This is a genomic window from Sphingobacterium sp. LZ7M1, assembly GCF_024296865.1.
Classification (GTDB): Bacteria; Bacteroidota; Bacteroidia; order Sphingobacteriales; family Sphingobacteriaceae; genus Sphingobacterium.
Genome location: NZ_CP101134.1, coordinates 820,311 through 833,802 on the forward strand (window position 1 = coordinate 820,311; position 13,492 = coordinate 833,802).

General features: G+C 40.1%; 15 protein-coding genes. 14 read left to right on the forward strand and 1 reads right to left on the reverse strand.

Translation table 11 applies throughout. The annotated features are described in order from the left end of the window. The first annotated feature begins 65 nt into the window (after positions 1-65). From NMK93_RS03480 to NMK93_RS03520, 9 genes are all read left to right on the forward strand, one after another. Positions 66-293 carry an AtpZ/AtpI family protein gene (locus tag NMK93_RS03480; RefSeq protein ID WP_237219428.1) on the forward strand — a complete coding sequence of 76 codons (228 nt, stop codon included), beginning with the start codon at positions 66-68 and terminating at the stop codon, positions 291-293. Further along, a complete protein-coding gene (locus tag NMK93_RS03485; protein WP_185210889.1) occupies positions 286-690 on the forward strand; it encodes a hypothetical protein in 405 nt (134 codons plus the stop codon). The genes NMK93_RS03480 and NMK93_RS03485 overlap by 8 nt, the downstream gene beginning before the upstream one ends. Positions 691-779: 89 nt before the next feature. Next, positions 780-1,865: a F0F1 ATP synthase subunit A gene (gene atpB / locus NMK93_RS03490; protein WP_185210887.1), complete on the forward strand. Its 1,086-nt coding sequence runs from the start codon at positions 780-782 to the stop codon at positions 1,863-1,865. 38 nt (positions 1,866-1,903) lie between these two features. Then, positions 1,904-2,095, forward strand: a complete 192-nt coding sequence (atpE, locus tag NMK93_RS03495) for an ATP synthase F0 subunit C (protein ID WP_093098685.1) — start codon at positions 1,904-1,906, stop codon at positions 2,093-2,095. 109 nt (positions 2,096-2,204) lie between these two features. Continuing rightward, positions 2,205-2,705, forward strand: coding sequence for a F0F1 ATP synthase subunit B (locus NMK93_RS03500; RefSeq protein ID WP_185210885.1), 501 nt, complete (start codon positions 2,205-2,207; stop codon positions 2,703-2,705). Between the two features lie 27 nt (positions 2,706-2,732). Next, the gene (gene atpH, locus NMK93_RS03505) at positions 2,733-3,278 is read left to right on the forward strand and encodes an ATP synthase F1 subunit delta (RefSeq protein WP_254526334.1); all 546 of its coding nucleotides are present in this window, start codon (positions 2,733-2,735) and stop codon (positions 3,276-3,278) included. A 58-nt stretch (positions 3,279-3,336) separates the two neighbouring features. Next, positions 3,337-4,911 (forward strand): F0F1 ATP synthase subunit alpha, encoded by a 1,575-nt coding sequence (atpA, locus tag NMK93_RS03510; RefSeq protein WP_254526333.1) that lies wholly within the window; start codon positions 3,337-3,339, stop codon positions 4,909-4,911. Positions 4,912-5,016: 105 nt separating this feature from the next. After that, on the forward strand, positions 5,017-5,898 hold the full coding sequence (gene atpG / locus NMK93_RS03515) for an ATP synthase F1 subunit gamma (RefSeq protein WP_185210879.1): 882 nt from the start codon (positions 5,017-5,019) through the stop codon (positions 5,896-5,898). Between the two features lie 867 nt (positions 5,899-6,765). After that, on the forward strand, positions 6,766-7,455 hold the full coding sequence (locus NMK93_RS03520) for a sterol desaturase family protein (RefSeq protein WP_237219437.1): 690 nt from the start codon (positions 6,766-6,768) through the stop codon (positions 7,453-7,455). Positions 7,456-7,514: 59 nt separating this feature from the next. On the opposite strand, the gene NMK93_RS03525 is transcribed toward NMK93_RS03520, so the two are convergent. After that, on the reverse strand, positions 7,515-8,564 hold the full coding sequence (locus NMK93_RS03525; RefSeq protein WP_254526332.1) for a 3-oxoacyl-ACP synthase III family protein: 1,050 nt from the start codon (positions 8,562-8,564) through the stop codon (positions 7,515-7,517). 68 nt (positions 8,565-8,632) lie between these two features. Here NMK93_RS03525 and NMK93_RS03530 point away from each other — a divergent pair, with 68 nt between their 5' ends. From NMK93_RS03530 to NMK93_RS03550, 5 genes are all read left to right on the forward strand, one after another. Beyond that, entirely contained in the window at positions 8,633-8,914 is a 282-nt protein-coding gene (locus tag NMK93_RS03530) for an ATP-dependent Clp protease adaptor ClpS (protein ID WP_093098694.1), read from the forward strand. A gap of 87 nt (positions 8,915-9,001) precedes the next feature. After that, positions 9,002-11,494 (forward strand): TonB-dependent receptor, encoded by a 2,493-nt coding sequence (locus NMK93_RS03535; RefSeq protein ID WP_254526331.1) that lies wholly within the window; start codon positions 9,002-9,004, stop codon positions 11,492-11,494. Positions 11,495-11,552: 58 nt separating this feature from the next. Beyond that, positions 11,553-12,371, forward strand: a complete 819-nt coding sequence (locus tag NMK93_RS03540; RefSeq protein ID WP_185210874.1) for a DUF1080 domain-containing protein — start codon at positions 11,553-11,555, stop codon at positions 12,369-12,371. Further along, positions 12,371-12,856 (forward strand): SGNH/GDSL hydrolase N-terminal domain-containing protein, encoded by a 486-nt coding sequence (locus tag NMK93_RS03545; RefSeq protein WP_254526330.1) that lies wholly within the window; start codon positions 12,371-12,373, stop codon positions 12,854-12,856. The genes NMK93_RS03540 and NMK93_RS03545 overlap by 1 nt, the downstream gene beginning before the upstream one ends. A gap of 5 nt (positions 12,857-12,861) precedes the next feature. Continuing rightward, on the forward strand, positions 12,862-13,473 hold the full coding sequence (locus tag NMK93_RS03550; RefSeq protein WP_254526329.1) for an SGNH/GDSL hydrolase family protein: 612 nt from the start codon (positions 12,862-12,864) through the stop codon (positions 13,471-13,473). The last annotated feature ends 19 nt before the right edge of the window (positions 13,474-13,492 follow it).

The following is a 13,492-nucleotide window of genomic DNA, read 5'->3' on the forward strand; positions in this document are numbered from 1 at the left end:
TCGACACAAAAGGTTTAGCCTAATGAGATTTAATTATCTTTGTTAGCTAACCCATCTACTAGAGTTTGAAGGAAAGCAAGTCAAATAAGAAGGTCAACAAATGGTTGGTATTTACCTCCATGCCCTTTCAAATGGGGGTGACCATCTATGTGTTCTACTGGTTAGGGACTTGGCTGGACGAAAAATATGCGGTAGAAGGGGAGTGGTGGATGAAGGGATTGACGATGTTTGGCGTCGGACTTTCCCTATATCAATTTATTAAACAAGTAAATTATATCAATAGAAATGAATAGATACCTGCTCTTATTATTAGTTCTGCTTGGCGTCACAGGTGTATGTTTTGGGATACATTATGCCGTTTTGAAGATGAACCATCATGATCATTGGTGGATAGGATCGGGCTATAGTTTAGAGGGGATGTATACCTTCGGGGCGATTGCTTCCGTTGTCATGGTCATTATTTTGTTGCTCATCGATTATACGATGCCGGTGCAGGTCGGCTTTGCGTTTTTGGTCGGCATGACCCTGAAAGCGGTGGGCAGTTATGTGTTCATTCATGAGGGTATCAATCTACTCGAGAATGATTTTATTGAGCTTAATTTTCTAGTCGTGTTTTTTGTTTATTTGATGTATGATGCCTTTGCGGCCTATTATATTGTAAATCAACAAGAAACGGTTAATAAAAACTAATTTTTTAAAAAGTTTAAACAATTCTGAATTTATGCCAAATAAAATTGTAATTTTGCGCAAAATTTGTCATAATTCAACATTATTTTAAAATGGTGAGTCTTAAGAAAGTACTTTTATTATTTGCAGTAATTTTGTTTACTGTTAATCCATTCCGCTCAGTTGCTGAAGAAGGGCATACACATGGTGAAACTTCTAGTTCTGAGGAAATTAACGCTCATATTCAACACCACTTAAAGGATGATTACTATTTCAATTTCTTTACTGATTCTAAAACAGGAAAGAATTATGGCTTCCCTTTACCAGTTATCTTGATTGATGGTGGTCTGAAGGTTTTTTCTTCCGGTGAGTTCGAGCATGGCGATAAAGTAGTAGAAAAAGACGGTCAATTTTACAAATTGTACCATGGCAAAATCTACAAGACAGATGCTGCAGGTACGATTACATACGATGACAAACATCACCCAACAAATGCAAAACCTTGGGACTTCTCGATTACCAAGAATGTTTTAGGTTTGATGTTGGCTGCTTTGTTGTTGTTCATTGGATTTACAAGTTTAGCTAAAACATATAAAAACGGTTCAAACGTGGTCCCTAAAGGAATTGGACGTGCATTGGAGCCATTGGTTCTATACGTGAGAGATGAGATGGCGATCCCTAACATCGGGCATCGTTACAAAGAATTCATGCCATATTTGTTGTCTGTATTCTTCTTGATCTTTTTATTGAACTTATTAGGGCTAACTCCACTAGGGGTAAACGTAACTGGAAATATCTCTGTTACATTGTGTTTAGCCCTGTTTACATTTTTCATTACGAATTTTAAAGCAAACAAAGATTACTGGAAACATATTTTCTGGATGCCAGGAGTACCGGTTCCTTTCAAATTTGTTTTAGCGCCAATCGAAGTATTAGGTTTGTTTACTAAGCCTTTCTCCTTGATGGTTCGTTTGTTTGCAAACATTACAGCTGGTCACACCGTTGTAATGGGTCTGATTGCTGTTGTGTATTTGTTGCAACATCAGTTGACTGTTGTAGGTTCAGTGAGTGTATCCTTAATTCTAACGTTGTTATTATTCTTCTTGGAATTATTGGTAGCATTCTTACAAGCGTTTATCTTTACGATGTTGTCATCCTTATTTATCGGTATGGCAGTGGAAGAGCATTCGCATCATTAATTCGAATTTTTTGTTAAATTTTTAAATATAAAATTGTTATGATTCCAAATTTAGTAGGAGCAGGTTTGATCGTTATCGGAGCTGGTTTAGGTTTAGGTAAAATCGGTGGTTCAGCAATGGAAGCTATCGCTCGTCAACCAGAAGCAGCATCTAAAATTCAAACAGCGATGATCATCATCGGTGCCTTATTGGAAGGTTTAGCATTCGGTGCTCTTCTATTAGGTAAATAAGCTAAGCTTATTACAAAAGACAATGGACACATCTTGCAACGGTTGGTTGCAAGTTGTGTTTATCAAAAAGACAAAAAATTTAAATTCAAAAATATAATAACGTAAATAAATGGACGCTTTAATTCATGATTTTTCATTCGGGTTATTTTTCTGGCAATTGATCATCCTTTTGATCGTCATCTTTTTGTTAGGGAAATATGCTTGGAAACCGATTGTAAATGCTTTAGAGGAACGCGAAAAAGGCATTACCGATGCTTTAGCTTCTGCAGAAAAGGCGAAATTGGAAATGGCACGTTTGACCAATGAGAACGAGAATTTGTTAAAAAAGGCTCGTGAAGAGCGTGATGTTATCTTGAAAGAAGCAAAAGTATTGAAGGATAAGATCGTGGCAGAGGCAAAAGATGCAGCTCAAGTAGAAGGTGGTAAATTGATCGAGCAAGCTAAACGCGAGATTGAAGACCAAAAATTAAAAGCTTTAGCTGAGGTTAAGAACCAAGTTTCTACCTTATCTTTAGAGATTGCGCGCAAAGTATTAACGAAAGAATTCGAGGACCAAGGAAAGCAAGAAGCTTTAGTAGCTGACTTGATGAAAGATGTTAAATTAAACTAATTGGTTAACGAATTTAAAAATTAGCGTATGTCAGTTTTCAAAGTAGCTTCAAGATATGCCAAGTCATTAATCGACTTGTCGGTAGAGCAGGAGAGTCTGGATGGGGTTAAGGCGGATATCGAAGGAGTTATTGCCATAATCAAATCTAACACGGAATTGCAAGCAGTTTTAAACAATCCGATCATTAAGACGGACAAGAAACTTGCGATCTTGAAGGCTTTATTTCAAGGTAAAATCAGACCGGAGATATTGGAGTTCTTCAATATCATGGTTAGAAAAGGCCGTGCAGAATTAGTTTATGCGACAGCCTTAGAGTTTGTTCGTGAATACAACGAGGTTAAAGGTATCGTTCATGCAGAAGTTGTTTCGGCCAGTCCTTTATCGGAGGCCAACCTACAGGCATTAAAAGAGCAGATTGCTGCTCAGATCAACGCCGAGGTCATCTTAGCTAACAAAGTAGACAAATCATTGATCGGTGGCTTTGTGGTGAAGGTTGGAGACAAGCAGATTGATGCAAGTATTCAAGGCAAGCTTAATAAATTAGAGAGACATTTCGAGAACCAAGGAGTTTAATCCGGCGTTCGAGAACAAGATATAATAGAATCAAAAACCCCTTATACGAATTACAACAATGATAGAGGTAAGACCAGATGAAGTTTCGGCAATTCTAAGAGAGCAATTGTCAGGCTTTAAGTCAGCAGCCGATTTAGAAGAAGTGGGTACCGTATTGCAAGTAGGTGACGGTATTGCGCGTATTTACGGCTTAACAAAAGTTCAATCAGGAGAGTTGGTTGAGTTTGCGAATGGACTACAAGGTATTGTGATGAACTTAGAAGAAGACAACGTAGGTGTTGTACTTTTAGGTCCATCGGATGAAATTAAAGAAGGTGATACTATCAAACGTACTAACCGTATCGCATCTATTAAAGTAGGTGAAGGTATGTTAGGCCGTGTGGTAAATACATTAGGTCAGCCTATCGATGGTAAAGGCCCAATTACTGGAGAGACTTTCGAAATGCCAATCGAGCGTAAAGCTCCTGGGGTTATCTACCGTCAACCAGTAACTGAACCATTACAGACTGGTCTTAAAGCGATCGATGCCATGATCCCAATCGGACGTGGACAGCGTGAGCTTGTGATTGGTGACCGTCAAACTGGTAAGACTGCCGTTTGTATCGACACCATTTTGAATCAAAAAGAATTTTACGAAGCTGGTCAACCAGTATTCTGTATATATGTTGCGGTAGGACAAAAGAACTCTACAGTAGCGAACATCGTTCGTACATTAGAGGAAAAAGGTGCTATGCCATACACAGTGATCGTATCTGCATCAGCTGCGGATCCTGCTCCAATGCAGTTCTACGCGCCAATGGCGGGTGCTGCTATCGGTGAATACTTCCGTGATACAGGTCGTCCGGCATTGATCGTTTATGATGACTTGTCTAAACAAGCGGTTGCTTACCGTGAAGTGTCATTATTATTGAAACGTCCTCCAGGCCGTGAGGCATATCCAGGAGACGTATTCTACCTTCACTCTCGTCTATTAGAGCGTGCTGCGAAGATCAATAGTTCTGATGAGATCGCTCGTAACATGAACGACCTTCCTGCATCATTGAAAGACAAAGTGAAAGGTGGTGGTTCATTAACAGCACTTCCGATCATTGAAACTCAAGCGGGTGACGTATCTGCATATATCCCTACCAACGTAATTTCCATCACAGATGGTCAGATCTTCTTGGAGTCGAACTTGTTCAACGCAGGTATCCGCCCAGCGATCAACGTAGGTATCTCGGTATCACGTGTAGGTGGTAATGCGCAGATCAAATCAATGAAGAAAGTTGCTGGTACCTTGAAATTAGATCAAGCGCAGTACCGTGAATTGGAAGCTTTCGCGAAATTCGGTTCTGACTTAGATGCGGCTACAAAAGCGGTATTGGACAAAGGTATCCGTAACGTGGAAATCTTGAAACAAGGTCAGTATTCACCAGTTTCAGTAGAGAAACAAGTTGCTATTATCTACGCAGGTACAAAAGGTTTACTACGTAACGTTCCTGTAAACAAAGTGAGAGAATTCGAAGAAGAATTCTTGACTCAACTAGAGCAACGTCATCCAGAAGTATTGTCAGCACTTAAAGCTGGTAAGTTCTCTGATGAATTAACTGATGTATTAGAAAAAGTAGCTAAGGAATTAGCTTCAAAATATTAATTAGACATTAGATGTTAGACATTAGACAATAGACCTTGATGGCGCCTCAAAACGCATGAAAGATCTTATGTCTTGTGTCTAATGTCTCTTATCTATAATGAAATTATGGCAAACTTAAAAGAAGTTAGAAATCGTATTACCTCCGTATCTTCTACGCAACAGATTACCAAAGCGATGAAAATGGTATCTGCAGCGAAGTTGAAACGTGCAACCAATGCTATCATCCAATTGCGTCCGTATGCGACAAAATTGAGGGAGATCTTGGCTCAGGTTTCAGCCTCCGTAGAAGGTAATAATTCGCCATTCACGCAAGATCGTATCCCTACGAAGGTATTGATCATCGTGGTGACCTCAAACAGAGGTTTAGCGGGAGCTTTCAATGCTAATGCCATTAAAACTGCCAATAATTTGATTGCAACGAAATATGCAGATCAATTCGCAAGAGGAGATGTCAGTATTATCGCAATCGGAAAAAGAGGTCAGGATTTCTTCAGCAAACGTGATTTCAAGGTAATCGGTAATAACAACGAATTGTTCAACAATTTGGATTTCGAAAATGTTTCGAAAATTACGGAGTACGTGATGGAACAGTTTAAAGAAGGAAACATCGACCGCGTAGAGGTGGTATATAACCAGTTCCGTAATGCAGCCGTTCAAATCTTGACATCAGAGCAGATTTTACCTCTTTTGCCTGAGAATAAAGAAGAGGACAATGTTGCTGAATTGGATTATATCATCGAGCCTTCAAAAGAAAAAATCATTGAAGAGCTTATTCCTAAAGCAATCAAGATTCAGTTATACAAAGCAGTACTGGATTCACATGCGTCTGAGCATGGTGCCCGTATGACTGCGATGGATAAAGCAACAGAAAACGCAGGAGACTTGTTACGCCAATTGAAACTGTCGTACAACCAAGCGCGTCAAGCAGCAATTACAACAGAGTTGACAGAGATCGTTTCTGGTGCTGCAGCCCTTTCAAATGGCTAATAAATAAAAATATTAATTTGTATAAGGAAAGCCGTTATCATTTGATAACGGCTTTTTTGTTGGCTATGGTTGGATTGTTGGAAAAATATTTCAGTCCTGCTGGGTAATGTCATTAAGTTATGGAAAAACAAAATTTAGATTCTTCGTTACTTTTGAAGCGCAAAAGTAACCAAACCGACGAAGGAGCTCACGGATACCAAAATCAACTCGAATCCGTAAACGCTTCGGCCCATTTAAGGTGGCTTTTCGCACGGGCTCCCGCACATGGATAGAATGCCTTGTTGTCGGGAATATCTTTCAATAGATCATCCCTTTTAAGGGGATGATCTTCTGAAAGCATTCCAAGGCCAATCCCATCGCACAGGTCAACGGCATTCTTTCCATCTCTCCGCCACTGGAAATGAGCCAGAGGCTAAAGGACTTCCTGAGGAAGGATAAATGTTTGTTAATTTTCCAAACATCCAGCAGGGGTGGAATATTTATCAATTAGCATATTATCTTGGTCTATCCTTTAATCCCTTAATCCTGGTTCATGCACAGATCTTGGTCCATCTTCGAATCCTTAATCCTGGTTCAAAACCCACTCAAATCTCCTATCTCCCATCTCATATCGATCCCAAGCAAACCATTCCATTTCCACGATGTTCTATTTATTAACAGCAGAAAGATTAATATTATGACAACATTACCTTAATATTACGCATTTGACTTCTGTATTTCTGACTATTATCGTAATTTTGTCAAAATTTTAGTTTTCAATTTGCTCTGAAGAGCAATTTTATAAATTTGTGTTGGGTTTTTATAACTCAGTGAGCTTTGATAGGGTTAATTCGATTAACCTTGGGTGTAAATGAAATTATTTAGGGTATGGCAAAGAAATTATATGTTTCCAATTCGACAGAGTCTTCGAGAATGTTCAAGAATGATTTTCTTGAATCGTTGACCAAGGTACATTATTCTGTTCCATTGATATTTTGGATTCCTGTTAAGATCTTTTTTATTTGGAGGGCATTGGTCCCTGGGGGATTGTCAGTTGGTACTGTTGTGATGTACTATATCTTTGGTCTGTTGTTTTGGACTTTGGCGGAATATGTGTTGCATAGATGGGTTTTCCATTATGAACCGAGTTCAAAATTCGGTAAAAGAGTGCATTTTATTTTCCATGGGGTACACCATGACTATCCTAAGGATCGCTTGCGATTGGTTATGCCACTTTCTGCAAGTATCCCAATGGCAGCAATCATCTATTTTATCTTTAGCTTTTTCTTTTCGCCCTATACCTTAGCGGCATTCTTCTCGGGGTTCTTATTGGGTTACCTGATCTATGATGAATGCCATTATGCGATGCATCATGCTAATTTTAAATCAGGCTTGTTTAAAAGGATTAAGGATCACCACATGTTGCACCATTACTCGGAACCTGAAAAAGGTTTTGGGGTTAGTTCAGCGATCTGGGATGTAATCTTCGGTTCTGGATTTAGCAAAAAGAAAGCTGCCCAAACAGATAAGAAAAAAGCAAATGAACTCAAGGAAGTCCAGCAACAACAATTAAATTAAATATATACAGAAGGGGTTCAGATTTTCTGCCCCCCTTCTGTATTATGGCTGATTTTGTATTACCAGCGAATCAAAGCTGATCCCCAGGTGAATCCGGCGCCAAAAGCAGCCAGACATACCAAATCACCATCTTTTATTTTACCTTCCTCCCAAGCTTCGCAAAGTGCAATGGGCACCGAAGCAGCAGTGGTATTGCCATATTTCTGGATGTTATTGAAAACCTGGTCGTCTGACAAGCCCAAAGTCTTTTGGACGAACTGAGAAATACGAAGGTTTGCCTGATGAGGAATCAACATGTCAATATCTGCAGTTTTCAGGTTGTTTTTTGCTAAAGCTTCCCCAATTACTTCAGGGAATTTTACGACAGCTTTTTTGAATACGGCTTGGCCATCCATATATGGGAATGCTGAACCGTCTTCCAGCATTTCTTTGGTCATTAACATACCGCCCAATTCTACGTCTGGCCATTGTGGCATCTGTTCGCCCAAATAATAACCAGCAGAAGCACCAGGGTAGTACATCGCCAGTTTCTCTGCTTCGGCACCATCAGAATGAAGGTGTGTGCTCAAAATGCCTTTCCCTTCTTCTTTGGTTGGTTGCAATACCACAGCACCTGCACCATCGCCAAAAATTACGGAAACTGCGCGACCACGGGTTGAGAAATCCAATGCGAAGGAGTGTTTTTCAGAACCGACTACCAGGATATTTTTGTACATACCTGTTTTGATGAACTGGTCGGCAATGGACAAGGCGTAGATAAACCCCGAACATTGGTTTCTAACATCTAATGCACCCACTTCTTTCATGCCCATTTCGCGCTGTAATAAAACGCCACAGCCCGGGAAATAGTAATCAGGGGAAAGGGTAGCAAAAATAACAAAGTCGATTTCTTCTGCAGTGGTATTTGCTCTTTCAATAGCAATTTTGGAAGCTTCTACGGCCATACTGGTTGTTGTTTCACCCACTCTATCGGCGAAACGACGTTCTTTAATCCCCGTACGCTCTTGAATCCATTCATCACTTGTGTCCATAAAACGGGTCAGGTCATTATTGGTATATACGTTCTTTGGGACATAGTATCCCAAGCCGGCTATTCTTGATTGAAACATAGGTCTAACTTTAATAAACAATTCAGCTAAATTACTGATTTATTTGAAAAATAAGCTATTTTTGCAGTATGAGCACTGAAGTTGAACAAGAAACATTTACCCTTGAAGAAATCCTTGCAGTTACCAAAGATTCCAACAAGTTGATTTTGTGGAATGATGATTTCAATACCTTTGACCATGTCATTCACTGTCTCATGCATTACCTCCAATATTCCGAAGCTGAAGCATCACGTATCGCCTGGACCGTACATACCAAAGGTAAGTGTACTATCCTGGAAGGTACCTATACCGAAGTCGAGGTCTACCGAAAGATCCTAAAAACTGAAGGATTAACCGTTTCGGTGGAATAAATACCCTCGTAATAATACAGTTACGAGCATTTAACTTTCTTAATTATTGCGCAACTTTGTGGCTGAAAACACTAAGAAAGATCCAAAATGCTATTGAAAAGATGCCTAAGCAGTTTATTTTTATTATTCCCTATTATTTTATTTGCCCAGAAAGTCGATATTCAAGGTCGAATTTTAGAACAAGATAGTATCAGGCCGGCAATCGGAGCCAGTGTAAGCTTGCTGTCGAATGTGAACAATGCATATATCCGTGGCCAACAAACTAGCGCCAATGGTTCTTTTTCTATCCCAGATGTTGACCCTGGAACCTATAACCTTCAAGTGACCTATATTGGTTTTGCTACCTATACTCGTAATAATTTTGTTGTTACAGCGGGTAAAGATATAGACTTGGGTGCTATTGTATTGGCTGAAGAAGGGGAGAAGATCTCTGAAGTGGTTGTTCAAGGTAGGGTTCCTGACCTTCAGATTGGCATTGACAAGAAGGTTTTTGATGTTTCCCAAAGTATGGTCAGTGTTGGCGGATCTGCGCAGGACCTGTTGGGCAATGTCCCTACGCTGCAGGTAGAGTCTGATGGGAGCATCAGTCTTCGTGGATCGAGTAGTGTACGATTCTTGGTCGATGGAAAAGAATCGGCTATGGCAGGATCGGATATCAATGCTTTTCTACAATCCTTGCCAGCAGATGCTATTGCCAAGGTTGAAATCATTACCAACCCCTCTGCAAAATATGATGCAGAAGGACAATCAGGTATCATCAATATTATCCTTAAGAAAAATGCCCGCTTAGGCCTGAATGGATCGGTAACAGCTTCGGGTGGTTCCTATGAAAATGCAAATGCTGGAGTGACCCTTAATTATAGAGATGGCAAGGTGAATTATTTTGGAAACTATAATTTCAGTCGCCGTAATAATTTAGGGAGTGGCTTTTCAGATAACATCGATTATATCAATGGGGGAATAACCAATGAAAGCCCTAGGACCCAAAGTATCGAAGAAAGCAATCGACTAGGGTACAACCATACGATCCGATTCGGTACAGATTATTATATGAACGATAAGACAACCTTGAGCTTGACCACCAACTTGAGCTTAAGGGATAATGAACGTGGGAATGATATCAACTATAATTATTGGAATGTTCCAGGATTGGGGACGACCAGTTTCCGTAATTCCTTGCAGAATGAAGATGATTTGGGAATTGATGCCCAAGTAGATTTTAAGCGTACATTAAAGCGTGAAGGGGAAGAGTTGACGGCCAATGTTTCCTTTGGTTATGATACAGAGGATGGTGTAAATGATTTCCATCAAACATTTGCAAACGGGAATGCGGATCTGAAGCGTGTGAACAATACCTCAGAGTCCGGTAAGAACTGGAACATGCAATTGGATTATGTTCTGCCATTAGGTGAGAACCATAAATTCGAGGCTGGATATCGCAGTATCTTAAGGTATTCCGATGAAAGTCAATATTCAGAAGAGCTTGATTCATTAACCCAGCAATTTCTTCCTGATTATCGGATTACGAACGATTTTGACATGACGAGCACCGTTCATGCGCTATATGCCAATTACCAAAAACAGATTACAGAGAAATTAGGAGCACAAGTTGGCTTAAGGGCTGAGCAAGCAAACCTGAATACCAATATCTATTCGCATGATTTAGATAACCCAAGCATTATTAAGAGTGACCAAGGTAAATTGGATTATTTCCGCCTATATCCAAGTGTTTTCTTAAGTTATGCTGTAGGAAAAGGACAGGGAGACAAAGTGCAGTTAAGTTATTCACGCCGTGTGCAGCGCCCAAGGGGATGGCAAGTGAACCCATTTATCGATGTTTCAGATGTTCAGAATTACCGTCAGGGTAATCCTAACTTGCTACCAGAAGATATTCATTCCACTGAATTGAGCTTTTCAAAGTTTTATGAGAAATGGAACTTTATTTCATCGGTGTTTTATCGTCGTGTGAACGATCAAACCCAGCCGGTGATCTATGATGAAAGCTTGATTGCTGATATTGTAGGAGATAGGACGAATGTAACCTATATGAAATGGGAAAATGCATCGGATCTGGATGCTTTTGGATTTGAGTTGATATCCAAGGTTAATTTAACCAAGTGGTGGGATGTTACAGCAAATGCCAATCTTTCACAAATTACTTTCCATCCAAAAGCCGGTCTGGGACTTGAAGGCAGAGAGTCGTTCAACTGGAACGGAAACCTGACGACAAACCTAAAAATCACACCTACTTTTTCTGCTCAGGTCAGAGGAGATTATAGAAGTGGAATGAAGACCATGCAAGGTGAAATGAAGCCTATGCGTGGAGTTGATGTGGCCTTGAAAAAGGATGTGTTGAAGAACAAGGGTAGTTTAATGCTGAATGTACGAGATGCATTCAATACGCGCAAATTCCAAATGCACAATTACTTGCCGAACCGTGAAATGCAGTTTTCGCATAGATGGATGAAGAGGATGATTACTTTGTCATTTACCTACCGATTTGGTCTTCAAAATTTTGGAAGAAAAGACCGTGAGCAACAAGGTCCTGACATGGACGATATGGGCGGTCAACAATTTTAATACTTGATTTTACGATAAGATTATTTAAATTAGATTTTCACTTAATCAACTTTATACTATGAAAAGAAACTTTATGTATGTATTAGTAGGCGCAATCGGATTGACAGTTGCCTCATGTGCAACCAAGAACGCTTCCACGCAAAAAGGAGCAGATGTTCCTGCCTATGAAGTACTGGACCTGCCTAAAGTATCCCTTAAAGATTTTAAAAAGAACTCCGCTGGAGCATACGTTCTATTTGATGGAACATCATTGAATGGATGGAGAGGCTACGGCAAAGACCATGTGCCAAGTAAATGGGGCATTGATAACGGAACCTTGAAGTTTTCAAAAGCACCTGCTGGTGTACAAAATCCTGAAGGTGGAGATTTGATCTTCGCTCATGATTTCAAAAACTTTGAACTGGAATTTGAGTGGAAGATTTCAAAAGGAGGAAACTCTGGAACCTTCTTCTTGGCTAAAGAAATCAAAGGACAGCCAATTTACATTTCAAGTCCTGAGTTCCAGTTATTGGATAATGAAAACCACCCTGATGCAAAACAAGGTGTTGATGGAAACCGTAAATCATCTTCATTGTATGATATGATCCCTGCGAAACCTCAAAATGCATTCCCTGCAGGCGAGTGGAACAGAGCTAAGATTGTTGTTAGCAAAGGAAAAGTAACGCATTACCAGAACGACGAGAAAGTTGTTGAATATGAATTGTGGACTCCTGAGTGGACTCAATTATTGGAAGCTAGTAAATTCAGCAAGGAAAAATGGCCTTTGGCATTTGAGTTATTGAATAACGTAGGTGGTAAATCGAAATCAGGTGTGATCGGATTCCAAGATCACGGTGATGATGTATGGTTGAGAAATATCACTGTAAAAGAATTATAATGTTTAAATTATTAAGACATTGGAAAGAGAGCTTTTTGAGCTCTCTTTTTTGTATGCTGCTATTGATAGCTTCCGCACAAGAGATCAAATGGCATGATGTGCTGAAAGAAAGTGCGTTGAAGGGCAGGGTTAAGGCTATAGGAGCTCATGACGGCTACGCCAGATTACCATTGGCATTGAAAGGGGAGGTTCGGGATGCAGTCTGGAATTTGGGTCAGGATGCAGCAGGTGTTTATGTTGAGTTCAAGACTTCAGCAGCTTCCTTTTCCATTCGCTATCAAGTTGCGGGAGGGCTGAATATGCCGCATATGCCAACTACGGGGGTAAGTGGTTTGGACCTTTATACCAAAGCACCTAACGAGAAAGAATGGAATTGGATACATGGGAAATATAGTTTCAAAGATACCATTGGCTATACCTATGAAGATTTTGGATCCCTTTCGGGAAATATATTAGGTTATACCTCCCGCTATATAATTCCGTAAAATGGATGGAAATTGGGGTAGCTGGTGATCTGAACTTTATCCATCAGAAGAGCAAGCCTATCATTGTATATGGAACTTCCATTGCTCAAGGTGCCTGTGCATCTAGGCCAGGTTTAGGCTGGACCAATTGGATGGGTAGGAACTTTGACCACGATGTTGTTAATTTGGCATTCATTGGAAATGGCAGGTTGGAGCAACCTATTTTAGACTTGATCAAGCAGGAAGATGCTGCTGTATTTATTCTGGATTGTATCCCCAACCTATCGGTAGCGGGAGAGGATGGGAAAGATAAATTGACTGGCTTGATCAACAATGCTGTCAAGACCATCAGGGAAAAGCATCCTAAGACGCCAATCGTCATTGCTGCACACAGTTCTAGTGAGGTTCCAGGGGTTTTCAACATGAAGACCAATGCAGACTACCAAAGTCGTTCAAGAGTTGCTGAAAAGGCCGTGAAAGCTTTGCAAGGACAGGGAGATAAAAATCTTTATTGGCTATCAGAAAAGGAAATCGGATTGGATAGGAATTCAACGGTGGACTATGCCCATCCAAATGACTATGGAATGGAGAAAATCGCTGCCGCCTATACCAAATTATTGAAGAGTATCTTGAAATAAAATATGGGTTACAACAGCT

Bases quoted from the DNA above. Each gene is read 5' to 3' on its own strand.
- NMK93_RS03485 (WP_185210889.1), top strand. From the start codon at position 286: ATGAATAGATACCTGCTCTTATTATTAGTTCTGCTTGGCGTCACAGGT.
- atpB (WP_185210887.1), top strand. From the start codon at position 780: ATGGTGAGTCTTAAGAAAGTACTTTTATTATTTGCAGTAATTTTGTTT.
- atpE (WP_093098685.1), top strand. From the start codon at position 1,904: ATGATTCCAAATTTAGTAGGAGCAGGTTTGATCGTTATCGGAGCTGGT.
- NMK93_RS03500 (WP_185210885.1), top strand. From the start codon at position 2,205: ATGGACGCTTTAATTCATGATTTTTCATTCGGGTTATTTTTCTGGCAA.
- atpH (WP_254526334.1), top strand. From the start codon at position 2,733: ATGTCAGTTTTCAAAGTAGCTTCAAGATATGCCAAGTCATTAATCGAC.
- atpA (WP_254526333.1), top strand. From the start codon at position 3,337: ATGATAGAGGTAAGACCAGATGAAGTTTCGGCAATTCTAAGAGAGCAA.
- atpG (WP_185210879.1), top strand. From the start codon at position 5,017: ATGGCAAACTTAAAAGAAGTTAGAAATCGTATTACCTCCGTATCTTCT.
- NMK93_RS03520 (WP_237219437.1), top strand. From the start codon at position 6,766: ATGGCAAAGAAATTATATGTTTCCAATTCGACAGAGTCTTCGAGAATG.
- NMK93_RS03525 (WP_254526332.1), bottom strand. From the start codon at position 8,564: ATGTTTCAATCAAGAATAGCCGGCTTGGGATACTATGTCCCAAAGAAC.
- NMK93_RS03530 (WP_093098694.1), top strand. From the start codon at position 8,633: ATGAGCACTGAAGTTGAACAAGAAACATTTACCCTTGAAGAAATCCTT.
- NMK93_RS03535 (WP_254526331.1), top strand. From the start codon at position 9,002: ATGCTATTGAAAAGATGCCTAAGCAGTTTATTTTTATTATTCCCTATT.
- NMK93_RS03540 (WP_185210874.1), top strand. From the start codon at position 11,553: ATGAAAAGAAACTTTATGTATGTATTAGTAGGCGCAATCGGATTGACA.
- NMK93_RS03545 (WP_254526330.1), top strand. From the start codon at position 12,371: ATGTTTAAATTATTAAGACATTGGAAAGAGAGCTTTTTGAGCTCTCTT.
- NMK93_RS03550 (WP_254526329.1), top strand. From the start codon at position 12,862: ATGGAAATTGGGGTAGCTGGTGATCTGAACTTTATCCATCAGAAGAGC.